The organism is Streptomyces sp. NPDC006012, from assembly GCF_042871185.1.
In the GTDB taxonomy this organism is placed as follows: domain Bacteria; phylum Actinomycetota; class Actinomycetes; order Streptomycetales; family Streptomycetaceae; genus Streptomyces.
Genome location: NZ_JBIAIE010000017.1, coordinates 140,006 through 159,315 on the forward strand (window position 1 = coordinate 140,006; position 19,310 = coordinate 159,315).

The following is a 19,310-nucleotide window of genomic DNA, read 5'->3' on the forward strand; positions in this document are numbered from 1 at the left end:
GCCGCGCCGGTGTGGCGGAATCAGTGGGGCGGATGCGGGGCCGCTGCCAGGCGCCGGACCGGGGAGTCCGGGCGATCACTTGGATTCCAGGCGTCCCAGCGGGTGGTCGCCCTGGGCGAGTGCTTTCCGTACCGCCGCCCACCCGGAGTTGTCGATTCCGAGCGCCGAACGGAGATAGGCCCGGGTGACCTGCTGGATCAGGGCGACTCGGGCGGGGTTCTCGTCGGTGGTCTCCTTGGCCTCGTAACCGGGGATGCCGCCGAGGGAGTGCTCCGCTCCGAAAAGGGTGAGCAGGCTCTTGGCGCCGGGGCTCAGGTGGTACGGGTCGGCCATCCACTCCGGTCCGCGCACGCTCAACGGGGAGTCGTCCCGGTCCCCCACGACCACGAGGGCCGGTGTGGTCATGTGAGAGAAGTCCGGGTTCATGAAGGGGAAGTGCTCGGCCGCGAACGGTGTCAGGTTGTCGCCGCCCGCACCGGCCGTGGCGAGCAGCACGCCCGCCTTGACCCGCGGGTCGGACAGGTCCTGCGCCCGCTCGGTGACCGGGTCGAGGACGCGCAGGCCCAGCAGGTTGCCCGCCGTCTGGCCGCCGAAGGAGTGTCCGGCGGCGGCGACCCGGCTTCGGTCGAGGCGGCCGCCGAGGCCGGGCACGGCGGCTTCCAGCACGTCGAGGTGGTCGAGGATGCGTTTCATGTCCTCGACGCGGAATCGCCAGATCCGCGGGGTGCGGGGATCGTCCTGGGGCAGGCGCACGGTCCGGGAGTCGAGGTGGGTGGGCTGGACGACCACGAAGCCGTGGGCGGCCCAGTAGTCGGTCAGGGGACCGTAGCCGTCCAGTGAGGAGCCGAAGCCGTGCGCGAAAAGGATGATCGGCAGGTTGTGTCCGGTCACCGGCGCGGACACACGTATGTGCAGATCCTCGCCGCGGTCCGGTGCCCGCAGCACGATCGGCTTCACCGAGACGACGGGGGTGGCGGCCGCGAAGGGAGCGGTCGTCGCCGTATGCGATGTGGTCATGCAGAACACTTCCCCAGCGGCCAGCGGCACTACCCCGACAGCGCCGTGGAACGCGTGCAACTGATCCAGCAGCTCTACACCGCCGGTCTGTCCAGCAGAGTGATCGTCGGCCTGCTGCCGTGCGTCGTCGACGGCGATGCCACGCCGGAACTGCTCGACCGGCTGGCGGCGGAGCGGGACCGTATCGATGGCCGGGTCGCCGAGTTGGTCCGCACCCGCAACCGACTCGACTCCGTCATCACCGGCGCCGCCGGGAATCTGCGGACGGGCCGGCCCTGCCCGGCCAGGACCGCCGCATCAGGCTGAGAACTGCGCGGACACGTTTCCCCCGTTCGAACGATGCACATAGTGTGCTCCAATTGCTTTCGGCGCATTCCAGCGTGGGGGTTCGCATGACCGCACTGTCGTACGTGGATGTGTACCGTCGAATGGCCGCGGAGATCGACGCGGAGAGAGAAGCCGTGCTCGGGCTGCTGGGGCCGTCGGCGCCCTCGGTCCGCGCGGCCGTCGCCAAGCTCCTGGTGAACCGTACCTTCAAATACCCTTTGTCGGTCCTGCCGTTGATCGTGCACGCCGTCGAGACGGGCACACTCGAACCTGCACTCCCACTGGCCATCGTCCATGAACTCTGGTGGACTTCGGCCTGCTGCCTGGACGACCTGGCCGATGCGCAGGGCACCAGCGCGGCGGACGAACTGCGCCGAGGTGACGTGCTGCTCGCCACGGTCATCGCCGGAGTCCCCTTGCCTCTTCTCGTCGTTCAGTCGGAACGCGTCCCGGAGCCGGTACGGCACACGCTACGGGAGGAGATAGTGAGGTGCTGGATCAACGCGACGGAGGGTCAGCTCAGGGACCTGCACGGGGCGACGGCCGACACCACACCAGACGCGGTGGCGCTGGCCTACCTGCGCAAGTCCGGCGCACCCTTCGGCATGATCACCACCATGGCCGCGCAATGGGCGAACGCCTCGGCATCACGTGTGGCCCTGTGGCGGGAATTCGGCGAACTCTTCGGCGTGCTGTGGCAGCTCTTGAACGATCAAGAAGACATTCTGTCCGGGCGCAACGAGGACATCCTGAACGGCACCGCGACCTACCTGCTCGCCTGCGCTCTCGACGAAGAGGCTCCCGGTTCCAGGGAACGCCTCCACGCCCTGCACCGCGCCGCGCAGGACTCCGCTCCCGCCCGAGCGGACCTCGCCGGCATCCTGCTGGCGCCCGAGGTCCTGCACCGGTACCGGAAGGACATCGACCACTTCCGCGGCCGGGCCGGCCACCTGCTGGACGCACTCGGCGGCACGAAAGCCTATCTCTCCGTAGTGCGCGACCTGGTGGACCAGACGTCCCGTATGCTCCTCCATCCCCGTGCCTCCCTCGAACCGACGCCGTAGGCCGGCCACGCCAGGACGACGGCGCGGACGTCCTGGCGCGGCAATCAGCCGGATCCGAGGGAGTCACCTGGTGAGCGGCTCGCGGGCCGGCCGCGCCGGCCCGTTCACCCGGCCCGCCGCACTCACAGCTCCGGGCCGGGGCCGAGGTCCGGGTGGCTGAGGCGGGCCAGGCCGCCGGAAGGTACCGGGAGGACCGACGGGCCGGGCGCCAACTCCGTGAGGGACCGGTGGGTCCGTCGGCCGCGCGCGTCCCAGATCTCCATCCGAACGCTCACCGGCAGCGCACCGTTGACAACCAGGGGCGCGCTGTCGTCCGCGTTGGCGATCAGTACCTCATGCCACGGCCGCCGAGGGAGCGTCACCGCGTGCGGGGCGTACCGGGCGACGAAGTGCCGGTCCCCGTCGTCGGCGGCGATCAGCGGATAGAGCAAGTCGGGCCGCTGCGGGAGCAGTTCACCGTGGAGCAGGGTTTCCCGGTACGTGGTCCACACCCGCAGCCAGAACGCCAGCGCGTCCGACGGCGCGCCGTCCAGCCGTACGAGGTCCACGGACACCTGCGGGACACCGAACAGCGCGTTGATCAGGTGGTGGGCGACGCGTTCGGCGGCGTCGTCCGCGGCCCACATGATCGGATCGCTGTGGACGGGCTGGCCCGGACGGGCCATGCGCAGGTCGACGATCCCGACCCGGTTCTGGGTCGCGCTCAGCGGGCAGTCGCCGACCCGCAGCATGGTGGCGAACCGGCCGACGGCCGGATGCACGTACGGTTCCCGGAACTCGATCAACGGCCGGACACCGGCCGCCTCGACGGCTTCGACGATCTCCGCGAGGAGGCGCACGGTCGCCGCCACCGGGGAGTGCGGCGACGAGTCGTGCGGCACCGGTGTGGCGAACCGTTCGAGGAAGTCGAGCTTGACTCCGTCCGCGCCGGTCTCCACGACGAGGTCGCGGATGCGTTCGACGAGGTGGCGGCGCGTGGCGTCGTCCCGCGGGTCGAGGACGGCGGCGTCGAGTTCGGTCTCCTCGTACCGCGTCGCGAGACCGGCCGTACGGGCTCGGGCCCGGAAGCCCAGGAAGGGGGTGCCCACCCACCACATGGTGCGCAGTCCCCGGGTACGCAGTTCGGCGACCAGGTCGGCCGGGTCGGGGAACTTCTCGGCGGCCACCTCCCAGTCGCCGCACCAGCCGTAGCCGCGTGCCTGGGACATGGTCTGCCAGCCGTCGTCCACGATGACCACGCCGAAGCCGAGCTCCGCGGCCCGGTCCGCCTGGGCCAGCACCGTCCCGGCCGTGACGTCCTGGTGGGCGAAGTACCAGGTGCACAGCACCGCGTCCTCGGCGCCGGGGGCCACCCGGGTACCGCCGCCCCGCTGAAGCCGGCGCCCGGTGTCCGGTACCGCCTCGGCGAACGGGCGTCCGGAGACGTCGAGGAGCAGCCGTATCTCCGCGCCGGGTTCCGCATCCTGCACGGTCACCATGACCGCGAACTCGGCGCTCTCCTCGACCAGTCCGGCGCGCACCGAGGTGCGGTGGCTGCCCGCGTCGAGCGCGTAGACGAGACCGGTCCGGTCCTGCCGGAGCAGCAGGGCGCCGACGGGGATGCCGAGCAGTGCCGTGGTGTCGACCGGGTCGCCCCAGGACGGCGGGACCGTCGCGTGCGGCTCGGTGCTGCCCGGACGCCACCAGGCCACCGCGTCGACCGCCGGAACCAGGGCGGTGAGTTCCAGCGGGGCGCGGCCGGCGCGGAAGGAGATCTCCCACACGCCGTCGGCCACCTCGGTCGTCTGGGCGGCGTCCGTGTCGGTCGCCTGGAGCCTGAGCCCGCGTGCCGTGGCGGTCGTGCCGAGGAAGACGGGTTGCTGCGGTCGGGCAGGGTTGTGTCCAGGCACCCAGATGGACAGCGGTGCCGCGGATGGAGCGTCGGTCATTTGTTTCCCGAGAAGGAGATTCCGCCGATGATGTGGCGTTGGGCGAAGAAGAAGATCAGTACGCAGGGCAGGGTCACGACGACGGTCGTGGCCATGAGCAGCGGTGTGTCGGTTCCGTTGACCGACTGGAATCCGGCGAGCGCCAGCGGCAGCGTCTTCCATTTGTCGTCGGTGATGTAGATCGCGGCCTGGAAGAAGTTGTTCCAGTACGACATGAACTGCAGGACTGCGGTCGCGATCAGGACCGGGCGGGACAGCGGAAGGTAGACCGACCACCAGATGCGGAACCATCCTGCGCCGTCGAGGATGGCGGCGTCCGTGAGTGATTCCGGAAGCCGCAGGTAGAACTGGCGGAAGAGGAAGATGCAGAAGGCCGACCCGAAGAAGGTGGGCAGGATGATCGGCCACAGCGTGTTCATCATGTCCAGGTTCTTGAACAGGACGAACTGCGGCACGATCGTCACTTCCTGCGGCAGCAGCAGCGTCGCCAGCACGATGCCGAACAGCACGTTCGAGCCACGCGCGCGGATCCGCGCGAACGCGAAACCCACCAGCGACGACGAGTAGACGACCGCCGCGACCGGCACCAGCGTGCTGATCAGCGAGTTGCGGAAGTACTGCCAGAACGGGAAGGAGCCCAGGCCGCTGGAGAAGTTCGACCACTGCCACTGGACGGGCCACAGCGCGATGCCGCCACTGGAGACACCCGCCCGGGTGCGCAGCGCTGTCGCGATCATCCACAGGAAGGGGTAGACGAACACGACCGACCCCACGACGAGCACGGCGACCGCGGCGTAGCGTGCCGCAGGTGTCCCGTCGGTCCGGGACCGCCGGATGCGTGTGGTCCGTTCGGCCCGGACGTCGGGCTTCGTCTCACTTGGCGCGGACACGCCGCCTCCCTTCCTTCGGGCGCTGCGATTCGTAGTAGACCCAGAAACTGCTGCCCCGGAAGACGACCGCGGTGAGCACCATGATCATGAGGAAGAGGATCCAGGCGAGGGCTGACGCATAGCCCATCTGGAAGAACTTGAACGCGTTCTGGTACAGGTACACGACGTAGAACAGCAGGGAGTTCGCGGGGCCGCCGCCGTTCTGGGTGACGACGTACCCCTGGGTGAAGGTCTGCATCGCGTAGATGAGTCCCGTCACCACGTTGAAGAAGATGACCGGGCTGATCTGCGGAATCGTGATGTTCCACAGGGAGCGCAGCCGGCCGGCGCCATCGAGCGCGGCCGCCTCGTAGAGTTCGGACGGTACGTCCTGCAGCCCCGCCAGGTAGATGACCATGTTGCCGCCGACGGTCCACAGGCTCATGATGATGATTGCCGACAGCGCCCAGTGGGGATCGTAGAGCCACTTCGGGCCGTCGATTCCCACCAGGTGCAGTACTCCGTTGACCAGGCCGTACTCGGGGTTGAAGACCCAGATGAACAGCACGGTCTGCGCCACCCCGGTCACCAGGGAGGGCAGGTACCAGATGGTGCGGAAGACATGGATGCCGCGGACCTTCACGTTCATCAAAAGCGCCACCGCGAGCGACAGCACTGTCTGCGCCGGGACGCTGATCACCGCGTACAGCAGGGTGACCTTGATGGCCTGCCCGACATTCGGATCGTGCACGGCCTGCCGGTAGTTGGCGAGGCCGGCGAACTTCGCCGGGCTGATCAGGTCCCAGTGGGTGAACGACAGAACCAGGGAGTAGATCATCGGTCCGCCGATGAACAGCAGGAAGCCGACGATCCAGGGGGAGACGAAAAGCCAGAACGCCGCGGTCGTGCGGCTGATCCACCGTCGTCTCACCGCGATCCACAAGGCGGCGCCCAGGATCCCGAAGACGACGGCCATCATGATGACGAAGGCCACGATCGGCTGGAGCGCCACGTCCAGGTGAAACCGTGCGAGGAGGCCCTCCAGGCCCTTCACTATCTCTGACATGTGCAGACTGGTCTTTCTCGGTGCCGCTCGCGGCCGTCCGGCTCGGGGGCTACTTGGTCGCGTCGAGCATCTGCTGGCACTTGGTCTGAAGCTGCGGCAACACGGTCGCCGGGTCCTCGTGACCGGTCCCGACCGCGGTGCGGGAGTCGAGAGCGGTGGAGAAGGTGCTCTCGATCTGAACCTTGTTCTTCACGTACGGCGTACCGACCGCATGCGTGACGGCGTCGACGAACGCCTGGAGATTGACCTTGGGCGCGGCGGACTTGAAGGCGGACAGGGAGTTCTTGACCACGGGCACGCCCAGCGCGGAGGTCTTGGACGCGAGCAGGTTCTGGGCGGCCGGGTCGCTGCTCATGAACGCCGTGAACGTCTGGGCGGCGGTGGTCTGCGCCGAACTCGCGCTCTTGGTGATGCCGAGGCCGTCGACCTCCATGGGCTCACCCCGGCCGGGCATGGGGACGAGGCGGAAGCGCGAGGTGTCCAGCGCGGCGAACTGTGCGATGTTCCACGGGCCGAAGTCGGGCAGCATCGCGACCTTGCCCTCGGTCAGCCACTGGAACATGTCCTGGCCCTGGACGGCGATCGTGGTGGGTGCGAAACCGCCGGGCTTCTGCGAGTCGACCACGGTCTTGGCCGCCCGGATCCCGGCCGCGTCGCCCATGGTGCACTTCGTGCCGTCGGCGTTGTAGTACGAACCGCCGTCGGCCAGCAGCCATCCGTCGTACCACAGGGGCGCCGAGCCGTAGGTCCTGGCGGAACCCGAGCCGCTGGTCATCTTCTGGGCGGCGGTGACGAATTCCTGGGTGCTGAGCGGCTTCGTGCCCGAGGGTACGGGCACGCCGGCCTTGGTGAAAGCGGCTGTGTCGACGGCCAGGACCTTGCTCTTGGCGACGAACGGCACGGTGTAGTCGGTGCCGTCGACGTTGCCGGCCTTGGCGACGGCCTGGGAGTAGTACGTGCCGGCATCCACGGTGACCGGTTTGAAGGCGCTGAAGAAGCTCGGCAGCGAGGTGTTGGAGATCGCGGCGACAGTGGGGGCGTCACCACCGGCTATGGATGTCTGGAGTTTCTGCTCGTAGTCACTCTGGATCCAGTTGGGTTCGACGTGGATGTCGGGGTGGGCCTTCTCGAAGGCGGCGACCATGCTTTTGATCGTCGCGTTCTCCTCGTTGGTGCCCCAGTAGGCGAACGAGATGTTCGTGGACTTGCCACCGCTGTTTCCGGGGGTGGCCCCGGTGTCGTTGCTGCACGCGGCGAGGGAGGCCAGGCAGCCGGCGACCATGGCGGCTGTCACTGCTTTTCTGAACACGGAGACGTCCTTGTCGTTGGGTTCATCGCTGTCGGGGGGATACGGCGGTACCGCCGTCGGCACTGACGCGCGCCCGGCCGCCGGCCGGGACGTCGACTCGGGTGGTGCGGCCGTCCGGCCAGGTACTGGTCCAGGTGACGCCGTTGCCGCCGGTCACCCACAGTTCGCTCGCCTCGTGCCCCTCGTGGCGGACACCGATGGTCGAGCGGCCGGCGGCGATTCCGTCGGCCTCCAGCCAGTCGTTCGGCGGGATGTGCGCCCGGGTGTGCACCTCACCTCGGCGGGATCCCATGCTCAGGCCGGTCAGTCCGGTGACGATGTGGGCGACATGGGTGAACGGCACTTCCGGGTAGTCCGCGCGGGATTCCGCCAGGAACCGGATCCACCGGAGGGCTTCCTCGTCACGCCCGTAGCGGAGATACGCCTCGGGCAGGTAGGTGAAGGCTTCGATGTTGTGCGGCGGGCTCTGCTCCAGGCAGGCGCTGAGGTGGTCCAGGTGAGCGGTGGCCCGGTCATCGGGCCGCATGACGCCCTTGACCGCCGGGAACCACGTGCTCTCCAGTCCGAAGCCGCTGACCGGCCCGTCGTGGGTGAAGCCCGCCGTGTAGTGCTCGTGTTCCGCCAGCCACCAGCCGTCGGCGAACTCGGCCTCCAGCGCAGCCTTCCGTTCCGCGTTCCAGTCCGTGAACTCGGGGTCCAGCGCCGCATCGGCGGCGACCTCGGCGAGCGCGGCGTGGGCCGCCCACTGGCTGGCGATGCCGTCGGCCGCCACCAGCAGGTGCGGCGGGTGTTCCACCTCGTTGTACGTGGCGGTGCCCTGGAAGATGTCACCGCTGCCGCGTTCACCGGCGACGCCGGTACCCAGCGGATCGTGGGCCTGCGCGAACGAGGTCAGGGTGGTGCGGATGAACGCGGCGATCTCCGGCGTCCGAAGGAACCGCTCGTCGCCGGTCCAGCGGTACTGCTCGACGGCTTTCTCCACCAGTTCGAACGGCGCCGGGATCTCGCGGACGAAGTCGTCGTCGTCGTGGTAGTCGATGGCCGCGGGCACGCCGTCGAAGGTGAACGCCCACAGCGGGTACCAGCCGCGCCGCTCGGTGGCGGAGGCGGCGAAGTGACGGAGCATCGCCAGGTTCTCCGCGTCGAGACCGAGGAGATGCGCGCCGAGCATCTGGTGGGCCAGGTCACGCGAGTAGAACATCGGCCGGTCGGTGAGCCCCGCCCAGTAGCTCGGCAGGAAGTCCGCACGCCGCCCCGTCTGGACCCACTCACGCGCCCGCCATGACGCCCAACTGAAAGACTCGACAAGATCCGTCAAGCTGGACTTCACCTGAAGGGCCACACCTTGCGATCCCGGGCTACCGAAACCGCATGGGGCCTGCGGAAATGTTGATCCCTGCACCATGAAAGGCAGTGTTACACGTACGTCAATTTCAGGTCAATACATCAGCGTTGCAATCCTGTTCAAGGTTCCGCGACACCAGTCGTAGCAGGTAGAGGCGACCCTTGGGACGTCCTGGCAGCTCTGGACGTGTCCGAAAGTGCGCCATAAAGGAGCGAAGAGGAGCCCTCTTGCCCGATCCGGCCTGGCACGGGACGTATCCCTGGAAGCTCAATGACGGATTTATGACGGATCCGTCAATCATCCGTCAAACGCGGCATCGTGTCCGCGCCGACGAAGTGCTGCTGGAGAGCGCCGAAGACGACGGCGTGAGCTGCCGGGGCCGCCCCGCGAACAGCTCTGAGGAGCGTGCTCCGGCCGGGGCGGAAGCGGCAGTGAGGTGGGAGAACGCCTCAGGAACGAGGCGGCGCCGTGGAGGCGCGCACGATCAGCTCGGGGTCGAACAGCAACTCGCCCGAGGGCGCCTGCTTACGGTTGACCAGGTGCACCATGGCCGTCGACACCGACTGCACGATCCGCTCGACGGGCTGGCGCACGGTGGTCAGCGGCGGATCCACGAAGTCCATGATCTGCGAGTCGTCGTAGCCGATCACCGACAGATCCTCCGGGATCGACATCCCCCGGCGCCGCGCCGCGCGGATCGCGCCGAGCGCCATGTAGTCGCTGGCCGCGACGATCGCCGTCGCCCCTTGGCCGAGCAGCGTCCCTGCGGCGGACATACCGCCCTCGACGCTGTAGACCTGGCGGACGACCAGCCGCTGCGGATCGGCCACACCGCGAGCGCTCATCGCCTCGACGAACCCGGCCAGCCTGCGTTCGCTCGGCCGATTGCCCGCCGGACCGACGATCAAACCGATGTCCCGGTGGCCCAGTCCCCACAGGTGATCGACCGCCAGCTCCGCCGCGACGACGTCGTTGGTGGAGAAACTGGGCGCGGGCTGGCCCTCGATGGCGCCGTTCACCAGCACGAAGGGGATCTTGCGCTCCGCGAGCAGTTGGTAGACCGTCGGGTCGGCACCCACCAGGGTGTTGCTGGCGGAGGCGAAAACCGCGCCGGCGATGCCCAGGTCCATCGTCGAGGAGATGAAGTCGATCTCCTGGAGACCGCCCACCGTGGTGGACCCCACTATCGCCCGGAAACCCTGCGACGCGAGCGCGGACTCCATCAGCTCGCACAGCCGGCCGAAGAACGGCTGGGCCAGACCCGGGGTCAGCACCACGACCAGCTGGCTCTGTCCGCCGCGCTCGTAGCCCAGCTCGCGGATCGCCTCCTCCACCTGACGTCGCGTCGCCATGGCGACGACCCCGCGGCGGTTGATGACGCGGCTGACCGTGGCCTCGCTGACGCCGGCTCGCGCCGCGATGTCGCTGATCCCGACCTTGGCCATAACTCCCTCTGCTGAACGGCGCCGCCCGACGCGTTGCGAGTGTACGGGATCACTCCCGGCACCGCGGCGCCGCCCGAAGGGCGGGCGGGGCCCCTGTTTCAGTCCGGCACCGCCAGCAGCCGCCCATCCTTCCCGGGACGTACGGTCCACGGCCCCAGGGCCAGGTCCACCGCCACCGACGCCGCCCCCAGCGACACCCGCACGGCGGTCACCTGGTCGGCCCGCCTGCGCAGACGCGCCTCGACCAGCCGCCGTTCCTCGTCCCAGGCCACGTCCACTACGACACCCGGCCGCGCCACCACTCCGCGCAACCGCCCGGCGGGCCAGTCGGACGGCAGCGCCGGCAACAGGTCGACCGTGCCGGCATGGCTCTGCACCACGCACTCCGCGACCGCCGCCGTGAAACCGAAGTTGCCGTCGATCTGGAACGGCGGATGGGCCGAGAAGCGGTTGGGATAGAGGCCGCCGTGCTCGCCCACTGCTGCCGGGTCCACCTCACGCAGCGCCAGGTCGATCAGCGCGGGCAGCCGCTCCGCATGGCGCAGCCGTGCGCGCAGCGCCAGCTTCCACGCGAGCGACCAGCCCGTGGAGTCGTCACCGCGCACGTCGAGTGTCCGGGCGACGGCGGCCGCGTGTTCCGGTCGTACGCCTGTCCCGGGAAACGCCTCGTAGAGCGGGGACAGATGCCGGTGGGCCGGCTCCGCCATCACATGCGGGCCGCGCCACTCCCGTACCGTCCCGTCCTCGTCGGTCTCGGGGCCCGGCAGCCGTTCCAGGGCGGCCCGAGCCGCCTCGGCCACGGAGTCGGCCGGCTGCCCCGCGCGCTCCGCCAGGGCGATGGCCGAGGCGAACACCTCGCGGGCGACGGCGACGTCGATCGCGGAGCTGACGTCGACGGCCATCGGGCCCGCCGCGGTCGCGAAGCGGTTCTCCGGTGACGACGAGGGAGCGAAACCGAGGGTGCCGTCAGGCAGTTCCACCAGCCAGTCGAGGACGAACTGCGCCGCGCCCCGCACGACCGGCCAGGCACGGTCCCGGGCGAACGGCTCAGGGGCGCCGAAGGCCACGTGGTCGGCCAGGTGCCGGCACAGCCAGCCGCCCGCCATCGGCCAGAACGCCCACGCCGGGTCGGCCCTCCCCCGGCCGACGGGTGAGGTGTAGGCCCATATGTCGGTGTTGTGGTGCGCGCACCAGCCCCGTGCGCCGTACAGCCTCCGCGCGGTCTCGGCGCCCCGCACGCTCACCGCCTCGACCAGGTCGAACAGCGGTGGCAGGCACTCGGGCAGGTCGGTGACGTCCGCGGGCCAGTAGTTCATCTGGGTGTTGATGTTGACCGTGTAGTTCGCACTCCACGGGGGCCGCATCGAGTCGTTCCACAGCCCCTGGAGCGTGGCCGGCGGGCCGCCCGCCCGCGATGCGCTGATCAGCAGGTAGCGGCCGTAGTGAAAGAGGAACGCGATCTGCCGCAGCCGCTCGTCCGCTGCGGCCCACTCCAGTTCCACCCGCCGGTACAGGCGCGCGTGGTCCGTGCGCTGCCGCTCGCGCAGCGCGGCGGCGCCCCGGCGTACGGCCGCGTCGAGGTCCCGGCGGGCCGCCGCGAGGGCGTCGTGCTCGTCACCGCGCGGTGCGGCACCGATGGCGGTGAAGGTCGTGCCGGTGGTCAGCACGATCTCGGCGTGCCGGACACCCCGCGCGGCCAGCAGGGGGGCGGCCCGGTCGCCGGACCGCACCGCCTCGTCCACGGGGATGTCCTCCCCGTCGTGCGACCAGTGCAACGCGATCGCTCCCCGCAGGCTGACCTGGTCGTCGTCGTAGACGGGCGAGGAGACGTCGGGTTCGTGCGGAGGAGCTGCGTCGAAGGGCAGCCGGGTCGTGAGCCAGGCCAGCCGCTCACCCCGGCCGCAGCCGAGGACCCGTAGTGCCGAGTCGAGGCCGACGGTGAGGCCGGCACCGGCGTCGCCTTCGACGTCCACGGTCATCAGCAGCGCCCGGTCGGGGTACGAGACCACCGTGCGCCGTACCACCGCCGCACCTCCCGCCTCGTAGCGCACGACGTGCTCGGCGGTCTCCAGGTCGAGACAGCGGGTGTACCCGGTGATCTCGCCCGGTGGGTTGACGATGCCGACCGTCAACTCGCCGAACGGCAGGTATGCCTGGGTCCAGCGTTCCTGGAGGCGGCGCACGGCCCGGTCGGCGCCTGCGTGGTCGCCCCCGGCGAGCGCCCGGCGGGCCTCGGCGACCGCTTCCCGTGCCGTTGCGGCCGCCACCCGGCCGTGGGCGAACTCGCTCGCGGGAGACCCCGACCAGGCGGTGGCATCATTGAGCCGCATCCGTTCCCGCTCCACACCGCCGTCCGGCATCGCGCCGATCCGGCCGTTGCCGAGCGGCAGGGCCTCCAGCCAGTGGCCGGCCGGCCGGCTGAAGGAGAGCCGGTGCGGGCTCTGCGCAGGCGCGGGGTCACGAGCCGGCACGATGCCTCCTGGGGTCTCGGGCTGGCTACACTGACGCGCCAGATTTTGTTCAGACATTAGGGCAACGTCAACGCCGTTGGCCATCCCCGGATGACGTGGGCCCGCCCCCAGACGAGGAGTACGCGTGGCGCTTCGCACCATGGTCGATGTCACCGCGTTCGGCGCGGACCCGAGCGGCACCCGCGACAGCGCCGCGGCGGTCGCCGCGGCGCTGCGTGCGGCCTGTGCCGTGCAGGGGCCGGTCACCGTGCGCTTCGCACCCGGCCGGTACCACCTCTATCCCGAGCAGGCCGAACGCCGCGATCTCCACGTCTCCAACACCGTCGGCGCCGACCGGCGGTACCTGACCAAGACCATCGCCCTCCTGGTGGAGAACGCCCGCGACCTGGTGGTCGACGGTCAGGGCGCCGCCCTGGTACTGCACGGCGCGCAGACCGCGTTCGCGGCGATCGACTCGGCCGACATACGTTTCGAGGGTTTCTCCTTCGACTACGTCTCACCCCGGGTCGTCGACGCGACGGTGGCAGCGGCCGGCACGGACGGCGGTACGGCCTGGCGGGAGTTGACGCTGCCCGCCGACACTCGCTTCCGGATCGGCGGTACGTCGGTCACCTGGCTCGGTGAGCCCAGCCCCGTCGACGGCGAGCCGTACTGGACCGGCACGGACGCAATGGCGTACACGCAGGTGCACGATCCGGTCGCCCGGCGCACCTGGCGGGACCGCAACCCGCTGTTCGACGATGTGGCCGCCGTCCGTGAACTCCCGGGCAACCGCCTGCGCCTGGAGTACCGCTTCGCCGAGGCTCCGCGGGACACCGGGCTCGTCTACCAGATGCGCACGACCGTGCGCGACCATCCGGGCGCGTTCGTGGGCGGCAGCGAACGCGTGGAGATCCGTGACGTCTCGGCGCACTACCTGCACGGATTCGGCGTCGTCGGACAGTTGGGCCGGGATCTGACGGTACGTGACGTCCGCTTCCGCGCCGACCCCGCCTCAGGCCGCACGTCGGCCGGGTTCGCCGACTTCATCAACCTCTCCTCGATGGCGGGCCACGTGCAGATCGCCGACTGCGTCTTCGACGGGCCGCACGACGACCCGATCAACATCCACGGCACGTATCTCGTCGTGTCCGGCCGGGTGACGGACGACACGGTGACGCTGGCCTACCGGCACCCGGAGACCGCCGGCTTCGCGGCGTTCCGGCCCGGTGACACGATCGAGTTCACCGCACGCGCCGCCCTGGACACCGCGGCCGGTTTCACCGCTCGTGTCACCGCGGTCGACGGACCCCACGACCGGGACGACGCCGACGACGCGCGCACCATGACCGTGACGCTGGACCGCCCGCTGTCCGCCGCCGTCACACCGGAGCTGTGGGCAGCGGAGAACATCACCGCCACGGCGTCGGTCAGCATCGTGGGCAACCGTTTCGTCAACGTGCCCACCCGCGGCGTGCTGGTGACCACCCGGCGGCCGGTCGTCATCGAAGGCAATGTCTTCGACGGCATGACCATGGCCAGCGTGTACGTCTCCGGCGACGCCACGGAGTGGTACGAGTCAGGCCCGGTCGCCGACCTCACGATCCGGGACAACACCTTCCTGCGCCCGGCCACCCCGGCAATCCTCATCGCCCCGACCAACACCGTTCTCGACCCCGCCCACCCCGTGCACCGCAACGTGACGATCAGCGGCAACGTCTTCGACGGCGCGGACGCCCCGGTCGTCCGCGCCCGCGCCGTCGACGGACTGACCGTCACCGGCAACCGCCTGACGGGCACCGGCGCGGACGCCTTCGCCGAGGCCGATCTGGTGTCCGTCGAAGGCTGTTCGGACGTGCTCGTGGCAGGGACGTCGGGAACGCTCCGGCCGTGAACCCGTGCTGCCGCGCGCCCGGGACGCCTGCCCGCGGCCGCGTACCGCGCCCCTTGGGCTCAACTGCCTTGAGACGAGGGGAACTTGAATGCTGCCCCGGGACCGGGGGAACAATCGCGTCCGCTGAGCCTTCACCGGCCACGGCTTCGGACGGGGTGTGCCGGTCCCGGCCCTGAGGGGGTGCCGTCCACGGCTTCCCCACGATGGGACCATGCGGCGCACGTCCCCTGGGCCTGGGACGACACGAACGACGGCAGCGGGCTGCGTCGGGTGTGATCGCGGCCGGTCCCGCGTACCTGGTCCCCCGCAGCTTCGGCACCACGGGCGACCTGAGCCTGACCTGTCTGCGCAGCCCCTGTCGCGTCCGCGGGTTCCGCGCGGCCGTTGCGGGTGGCCGGGCCCCGTGGGCCGCCCGCAACAGGCGGTGGCGGCGTCGCCCCGGCGCCGGTCCCCCGAGACCGGGCCGGCTCTCAGCTTCTTCTCAGCGGACGGCCTCCAGGCTGGAGGAGTCACCTGTACGGGCCCTTTCCTAGCGAAGAGGCGGAGCCCATGGCCACCCACACCGCTGCCCTGCCCGTCGTAACGGATCCGAGCCGCACCGTCACCGGTGCTCCGGGCACCGTCGGCCGGCTGAGCCGGTTCTTCGAGGACGCCTGCGACCGTACTCCCTCGGCGCCGGCCCTCGAATGCGGATCGCACCGGCTGACCTACGCCGAACTGGACACCCGTGCCAACCAGGTCGCCCATCACCTCCGCGGCGCGGGCATCGGCCCGCTCAGCCGGGTGGCACTGCTGCTGCCCCGGTCCGTCGAGCTGTACGTGTGCCTGCTGGGTGTCTGCAAGGCGGGCGCGGCGTTCGTGCCGATCGATCCGGCGGCACCGCCCGACCGGGTGGCGTTCATCCTGGGCGACTCGGGCGCCACCGTGGTGCTGACCACGTCCGCCCTCGTGCAGGGTGCCGCCTGGGCCGGGCCGCGCGGGCGGTGTCCGGCGATCCGCGTCGACACGTGCGCCGAGGATTTCGCCCGGTTTCCCGGCGTACGGCCGCCCGGAGGTCTCGGCGGTGCGGAGGATCCGCTGGCGTACGTGATGTACACCTCGGGGTCCAGCGGCAGGCCCAAGGGCGTGGAGATCGCCCAGTCGAGCATCTGCAACTTCCTGCGAGTCGTGTCACCGGTCTACGACGTCCGGCCGCAGGACCGGGTGTACCAGGGCATGACCATCTCGTTCGACTTCTCCATCGAGGAGATCTGGCCCACCTGGGCGGCCGGCGCGACCCTGGTCGCCGGACCGGGCGGGCCGGCCAGGCTCGGCGCCGATCTCGCCGATTTCCTTGAGGAGCGCGACGTCACCGCCTTGTACTGCGTCCCGACGCTGCTGGCGACGATCCCGCGCGACCTGCCCCGGATCCGCAGCCTCGTCGTGGGCGGTGAGGCGTGCCCCGCCTCGCTGGTCGAACGGTGGAGCAGGCCGGGACGGCGCATCCTCAACACCTACGGACCGACCGAGACCACCGTCACCGCCACCTGGCAGGAACTCCTGCCGGGGCGCCCGGTCACCATCGGCCGCCCGCTGCCGACGTACTCGGCCGTCCTCCTGGACGAGCGGCTGCGGCCCGTGCCGGACGGCTCCGTCGGTGAGATCTGTCTGGGCGGTCCCGGCCTCGCGCGTGGCTACGCCGGCCGGCCCGATCTGACGGCCGACCGCTTCGTCGAACACCCGCCGGCGCCCGGCTCGGGCCGGCTGTACCGCACCGGCGACCTCGGCCGGATGACCGCCGACGGGGAGATCGAGTACCTCGGCCGGGCCGACGCCGAAGTGAAGATCCGCGGCTACCGGGTCTCGCTGGACGAGATCGACAACGTACTGCTCGACGACCCCGCGGTCGTCCAGGCGGCGACCGCGCTCGTCGCTGCGCGCGGCGGACAGGACGGCGACCGCGTCCTCGCCGCCTTCGTGGTGCCCGCCGAGGGCGGCACGGCCCCGGGCGACGGCCTCGTCGCCCGGCTGCACGCGCGTCTGCGCCGGTCGCTGCCCGCCTACATGGTGCCCTCGACGCTGGACTTCCTGGAGCGGCTGCCCGTCATGCCGAGCGGCAAAGTAGACCGTGCGCGGCTGCCCGAGCCGGCCGGCCGCCGGCTCATCGGCACCGGGCAGGTGGTGCCGGTCAGCGGTGAGTGGGAGACCAGGGTGCGCGACGCCTGGGCCCAGGCGCTCGGTCTGGCCCCCGGGGAGCTTTCCGCGGAGGCCGATTTCTTCACCGACCTGGGCGGCCACTCGCTGCTCGCCGCGCGCGCCGTGTCACTGCTGCGGGACCGGGGCGCCGGAGCCGGTTCCACCCTGCGCGACCTGTACGAGAACCCGACCGTGCGCACCTTCGCGGCCCGGCTGCGGTGCGCGCGGGACACCGCCGGCGCACCGCAGCGGCCCCGCCCCGAGCCGCTGCGGCACGGGAGCGCGCGGATCGCGCGCGCCGGGCTGGCCCAGGCCGCGGCGCTCTACGCGCTGCTCATGCTGCTCACCGGACCGGTGGCCTACTGCTACGCGCTGTGGCACGGTCCGGCGTCGGGTGCGCGGATCGTCGGGCTGGTCATCGCCGTGGCGGGGGGTTTCGCCGCAGTGCGCTGGCTCGTCCCGGTCCTGCTCGCACGGCCGCTGACGGCGGGCATCCGGCCCGGCCGGTATCCGCTGTGGGGGGCGACCTATCTGCGGCTGTGGACGCTGGACGTCCTGCTGCTCGGCCTCAGCCCGATGCGGGTGCTCAGCGGATCCCCCCTGATGGGCCCCTATCTGCGGCTCCTCGGCGCCCGCGTCGGCCCCGGCGCCACCATCGCCACCGGCATGGTGGGCCTGCCCAGGCTGCTGAGCATCGGCCGGGACGCCGCCATCGGCTACGGCAGCACGCTGCGCCCCTGGCAGGTGGCCGACGGATGGGTGACGGTCGCCCCGATCACCGTGGGCGAGCGGGCCTGCGTCGGTGCCAACGCGGTGCTCGAACCCGGTGCCTGCCTCGGCCCCGGGTCCGCGCTCGGCGAACAGTCCGTGGTGGGACCGGAGGAGCCGGTCCCCGCCGGGGCACGCCGGGCGGGCTCCCCGGCCCGGCCGGTGGAGCGGCTGGCCCCGGTCATGGAGACGATGCTGCGCGCCCGGAGCGGGACGGACCGCTGGCGGCCTCGGCAGCTGGCCGCCGTGATGCTCGGCCTGGCCGCGCTGGAAGCGGCGGTCGCCTGCATGGTCGTGCCCAGTGCCGCCCTGATCTGGTGGGCCGCCACGCACGGCGGCGGAGCGGCGCAACTGGTCGCCGCCGCGTTGTCCGGCCCCGTCTTCGTGGCCACCGTGTGCCTGGTCGTCGCGGTCGGCAAGCGAGCGGTGCTGCCCAGGACCCCCGTGGGTGTCCATCCGGCGCGCTCGGCTCTGGGTGTGCGCAAGTGGATCTCCGACAAGCTGCTCGAACAGAGCCTGTTCTTCACCAACTCCCTCTACGCCACGCTCTACACGGTTCCCTGGCTGCGGCTGCTCGGTGCCCGGGTCGGCCGGCGCACCGAGGTCTCGACCGCGGCGCACATCGATCCCGACCTGCTGACCCTCGGTGAGGGCAGCTTCGTCGCCGACATGGCGGGCGTGGGCATCGCCACCTTCGCGGGCGACCGCATGGCGTTCGCCCCCACCGAGGTGGGCGACCGGGCCTTCGTGGGCAACGCGGCGCTGCTGCCGGCCGGAACCCGGCTGGGGCCGGGCTCCCTCGTCGGTGTCGGCACGCTGCCGCCCCCGGACCTCGTGCCCGCCGACAGCACCTGGCTGGGTTCGCCTGCGCTGCGGCTCCCGGTGCGTCAGGACAGCGGCGACTTCCCCGAGGAGCAGACCTTCCGGCCGGCCCGGAAGACGGTGCTGGGCCGGCTCGCCATCGAGTTCTTCCGGGCCACGATGCCCGCCTCGGTGGTGGCCACCGCCGCTGCCGCGTACCTGCTGGTCCTGACAGCCATCGCCGCCCGGACCGGTCCTGTGCTGCTCGTGCTGCTGTCGCCGCTCCTGACCGCGGGCTCGGTACTGGCGGTCATCGGGTGGTGCGTGCTGGCCAAGTGGGTGGTGGCGGGCCGGTACCGTCCGCGGGTCGAGCCCCTGTGGAGCCTGTTCGTGCGCCGTACGGAGTTCGCCACCGGCCTCTTCGAGGCCGCCGCGGTACCGGCGGGTGTGGGCGCTCTGGTGGGTACGCCGTTCCTGCCGCCGGTGCTGCGCCGGTTCGGTGCCCGCATCGGACGGCGTACCTGGATCGGGACCACGCACCTCACCGAGTTCGACCTCGTCGAGGTGGGCGACGACGCTGCCATCGGCATGCAGGTGTCGTTGCAGACCCACCTCTTCGAGGACCGGGTGATGAAGATGTCGAAGGTGGTCGTCGGACCCGGCGCGAGCATCGGTCCGCGGACGATCGTGCTGTACGACACGCACGTGGGCGCGGACGTCCTGCTCGGGGCGCTGTCCCTGGTGATGAAGGGTGAGCGGCTGACTCCTGGGACGAGCTGGCACGGGCTCCCCGCCGAGGGGCTGGGCGCACCGGCCGCCGCCCGGGTCGGCGCCGGCCCGGCGAAGGGGTAG

12 protein-coding genes are annotated in these 19,310 nt (G+C 70.9%); 4 read left to right on the forward strand and 8 right to left on the reverse strand.

All coding sequences use genetic code 11. From position 1 onward, the window contains the following. Positions 1–75: 75 nt before the first annotated feature. Complete coding sequence (locus tag ACFYPJ_RS26210; protein WP_389021836.1) at positions 76–1,017, reverse strand: alpha/beta hydrolase family protein; 942 nt, start codon at positions 1,015–1,017, stop codon at positions 76–78. Here ACFYPJ_RS26210 and ACFYPJ_RS26215 point away from each other — a divergent pair. Further along, the gene (locus tag ACFYPJ_RS26215; protein WP_389021839.1) at positions 1,003–1,323 is read left to right on the forward strand and encodes a MerR family transcriptional regulator; all 321 of its coding nucleotides are present in this window, start codon (positions 1,003–1,005) and stop codon (positions 1,321–1,323) included. The two genes, ACFYPJ_RS26210 and ACFYPJ_RS26215, sit on opposite strands and share 15 nt — an antisense overlap. Positions 1,324–1,409: 86 nt before the next feature. Beyond that, complete coding sequence (locus tag ACFYPJ_RS26220; protein ID WP_389021841.1) at positions 1,410–2,408, forward strand: polyprenyl synthetase family protein; 999 nt, start codon at positions 1,410–1,412, stop codon at positions 2,406–2,408. A gap of 122 nt (positions 2,409–2,530) precedes the next feature. Here ACFYPJ_RS26220 and ACFYPJ_RS26225 read toward each other — a convergent pair whose 3' ends face one another. From ACFYPJ_RS26225 to ACFYPJ_RS26255, 7 genes are all read right to left on the reverse strand, one after another. Next, entirely contained in the window at positions 2,531–4,336 is a 1,806-nt protein-coding gene (locus tag ACFYPJ_RS26225; RefSeq protein ID WP_389021844.1) for an alpha-galactosidase, read from the reverse strand. Further along, on the reverse strand, positions 4,333–5,226 hold the full coding sequence (locus ACFYPJ_RS26230; protein WP_389021847.1) for a carbohydrate ABC transporter permease: 894 nt from the start codon (positions 5,224–5,226) through the stop codon (positions 4,333–4,335). Before ACFYPJ_RS26230 ends, ACFYPJ_RS26225 begins: the two co-directional genes overlap by 4 nt. After that, complete coding sequence (locus ACFYPJ_RS26235; RefSeq protein ID WP_389021850.1) at positions 5,210–6,271, reverse strand: carbohydrate ABC transporter permease; 1,062 nt, start codon at positions 6,269–6,271, stop codon at positions 5,210–5,212. Before ACFYPJ_RS26235 ends, ACFYPJ_RS26230 begins: the two co-directional genes overlap by 17 nt. A gap of 49 nt (positions 6,272–6,320) precedes the next feature. Then, positions 6,321–7,580, reverse strand: coding sequence for an extracellular solute-binding protein (locus ACFYPJ_RS26240; RefSeq protein ID WP_389021853.1), 1,260 nt, complete (start codon positions 7,578–7,580; stop codon positions 6,321–6,323). A 22-nt stretch (positions 7,581–7,602) separates the two neighbouring features. After that, positions 7,603–8,910, reverse strand: a complete 1,308-nt coding sequence (locus ACFYPJ_RS26245) for a hypothetical protein (RefSeq protein WP_389021855.1) — start codon at positions 8,908–8,910, stop codon at positions 7,603–7,605. Positions 8,911–9,374: 464 nt separating this feature from the next. Continuing rightward, the gene (locus ACFYPJ_RS26250) at positions 9,375–10,370 is read right to left on the reverse strand and encodes a LacI family DNA-binding transcriptional regulator (protein ID WP_389021858.1); all 996 of its coding nucleotides are present in this window, start codon (positions 10,368–10,370) and stop codon (positions 9,375–9,377) included. 98 nt (positions 10,371–10,468) lie between these two features. Then, the gene (locus ACFYPJ_RS26255) at positions 10,469–12,841 is read right to left on the reverse strand and encodes a glycoside hydrolase N-terminal domain-containing protein (protein WP_389021860.1); all 2,373 of its coding nucleotides are present in this window, start codon (positions 12,839–12,841) and stop codon (positions 10,469–10,471) included. Positions 12,842–12,965: 124 nt separating this feature from the next. On the opposite strand from ACFYPJ_RS26255, the gene ACFYPJ_RS26260 reads away from it, so the two are divergent. Together ACFYPJ_RS26260 and ACFYPJ_RS26265 are read left to right on the forward strand one after the other, a co-directional pair. Next, positions 12,966–14,714, forward strand: coding sequence for a right-handed parallel beta-helix repeat-containing protein (locus tag ACFYPJ_RS26260; RefSeq protein ID WP_389021863.1), 1,749 nt, complete (start codon positions 12,966–12,968; stop codon positions 14,712–14,714). 549 nt (positions 14,715–15,263) lie between these two features. Further along, positions 15,264–19,310 (forward strand): Pls/PosA family non-ribosomal peptide synthetase, encoded by a 4,047-nt coding sequence (locus tag ACFYPJ_RS26265; RefSeq protein ID WP_389021866.1) that lies wholly within the window; start codon positions 15,264–15,266, stop codon positions 19,308–19,310.

Bases quoted from the DNA above. Each gene is read 5' to 3' on its own strand.
- ACFYPJ_RS26215 (WP_389021839.1), top strand. From the start codon at position 1,003: ATGCGATGTGGTCATGCAGAACACTTCCCCAGCGGCCAGCGGCACTAC.
- ACFYPJ_RS26210 (WP_389021836.1), bottom strand. From the start codon at position 1,017: ATGACCACATCGCATACGGCGACGACCGCTCCCTTCGCGGCCGCCACC.
- ACFYPJ_RS26220 (WP_389021841.1), top strand. From the start codon at position 1,410: ATGACCGCACTGTCGTACGTGGATGTGTACCGTCGAATGGCCGCGGAG.
- ACFYPJ_RS26225 (WP_389021844.1), bottom strand. From the start codon at position 4,336: ATGACCGACGCTCCATCCGCGGCACCGCTGTCCATCTGGGTGCCTGGA.
- ACFYPJ_RS26235 (WP_389021850.1), bottom strand. From the start codon at position 6,271: ATGTCAGAGATAGTGAAGGGCCTGGAGGGCCTCCTCGCACGGTTTCAC.
- ACFYPJ_RS26250 (WP_389021858.1), bottom strand. From the start codon at position 10,370: ATGGCCAAGGTCGGGATCAGCGACATCGCGGCGCGAGCCGGCGTCAGC.
- ACFYPJ_RS26265 (WP_389021866.1), top strand. From the start codon at position 15,264: ATGGCCACCCACACCGCTGCCCTGCCCGTCGTAACGGATCCGAGCCGC.